The sequence below is a fragment of the Kitasatospora sp. NPDC059577 genome (genome assembly GCF_042735475.1).
Lineage (GTDB): Bacteria > Actinomycetota > Actinomycetes > Streptomycetales > Streptomycetaceae > Kitasatospora.
The window spans coordinates 78,019-79,777 of record NZ_JBHWBZ010000042.1; the positions used below are offsets into that span (position 1 = coordinate 78,019).

2 protein-coding genes are annotated in these 1,759 nt (G+C 75.2%); both read left to right on the forward strand.

What is annotated here, in order from left to right; translation table 11 throughout:
- Positions 1-370: 370 nt before the first annotated feature.
- Positions 371-829: a peroxiredoxin gene (locus tag ACFV0O_RS27665; RefSeq protein WP_380346305.1), complete on the forward strand. Its 459-nt coding sequence runs from the start codon at positions 371-373 to the stop codon at positions 827-829.
- A gap of 224 nt (positions 830-1,053) precedes the next feature.
- Positions 1,054-1,629: a TerD family protein gene (locus ACFV0O_RS27670; RefSeq protein WP_380346306.1), complete on the forward strand. Its 576-nt coding sequence runs from the start codon at positions 1,054-1,056 to the stop codon at positions 1,627-1,629.
- Positions 1,630-1,759 lie beyond the last annotated feature (130 nt).

Below are 1,759 nucleotides of genomic sequence, written 5' to 3' on the forward strand. Positions count from 1 at the left end.
AAACCCTCCCGTCCCCCGGCCCCCCCGCCCGCCCCGCCCCGCCCGGGTACCCCCCCCCCCGCCCGGCCCCCCGCGGCCCCCCCCCCGGGGGGCCCCCCGGCGCTTTTGCGTCGCGGCCGGGCCGGGGCGGGCTCCGGCGGCGGTCGGGCCAGGGCCGGGCTGCGGCGGTGTTCGGGCCGGCGTCGGGTGGTGTTCGGGCCGGGCTGCGGCGGTGTTCGGGCCGGGCGGTGGCGCGTTCGCCCAGGGCGAAAGGAGTCGGGTGCCCGACGGGCCCGCCTCATCCGTTCGGCGGAACGCCCGTAAACGAATGCGAGGATGTGGCCAGCCGCGCCCCGCCGCGCGGCCCGGTCGCGTCAGAAAGGTCCCGCCCATGGCCGTCGAGGTCGGCACCCAGGCTCCGGACTTCGAGCTCAACAACCAGCACGGGGAGTCGGTCCGGCTCGCCGACTTCCGCGGCGAGAAGAACGTCGTCCTGGTCTTCTACCCGTTCGCCTTCACCGGCGTCTGCACCGGCGAGCTCGGCGCGATCCAGCGGGAGCTGTCCGGGCTGCAGAACGACGACGTCCAGGTGCTCGGCCTGTCCTGCGACTCGCAGTTCTCCCAGCGCGTGCTCGCCGACCGCGAGGGCCTGGAGTTCCCGCTGCTCGCCGACTTCTGGCCGCACGGCGAGGTCACCCGGGCGTACGGCGTCCTCGACGAGGAGCGGGGCTGCCCGCTGCGCGGCACCTTCGTGGTCGACAGGGCCGGCACGGTCCGCTGGAGCGTCGTCAACGGCCTCCCGGACGCCCGGGACGAGCAGGAGTACCTCAGGGTCCTCGCCGCGCTCTGAGCACCGCCCCGGGGCCCGCTCCGGCCGTCCGGGGCGGGCCCGGCACCCGGCCGCCCGGGTGCCCGGCGGTCGTGTCCGGCCGCAACCGCGCTGCGGACGGGAACCGCGTACTACGCTCGGGCCGTTGGCGGGGTGGGGAGCGGGAGCCGGTGCGCTCCCGGGGCCCCGGACCGCACCACCGGGGGCACCACCACAGGGCGTGCCTCCCGATTCTTGGAGGACACGTGGGAGTCAGCCTCAGCAAGGGCGGCAACGTCTCGCTCACCAAGGAGGCCCCTGGGCTCACGGCAGTGATCGTCGGCCTCGGCTGGGACGTCCGGACCACCACCGGGACGGACTTCGACCTGGACGCCAGCGCACTGCTCTGCAATGCCCAGGGCAAGGTCGGCTCGGACGGCAACTTCGTCTTCTTCAACAACCTGAAGAGCCCGGACGGCTCGGTCGAGCACACCGGCGACAACCGCACCGGCGAGGGTGAGGGCGACGACGAGGCGATCAAGGTCAACCTGGCCGGCGTCCCGGCGGACGTGGAGAAGATCGTCTTCCCGGTGTCGATCTACGACGCCGAGAGCCGAGGCCAGAACTTCGGCCAGGTGCGCAACGCCTTCATCCGCGTGGTGAACCAGGCCGACAACGCGGAGCTGGCCCGCTACGACCTCTCCGAGGACGCCTCCACCGAGACCGCGATGGTCTTCGGCGAGCTGTACCGCAGCGGCGGCGAGTGGAAGTTCCGCGCCATCGGCCAGGGCTACGCCTCCGGCCTGCGGGGCATCGCGCAGGACTTCGGCGTCAGCGTCTGAGTCCTCGTCCGACCGTGCGTCGGCGCGACGCCGCGCGCTTCACCCGGGGCGGGGGGGGCGGGGGGAGGTGCGCGCGGCCCCCCGGAGGGTCGCGGCGCCCCCCGGGCGCCGGCGGCGCGCGCCCCCCCCC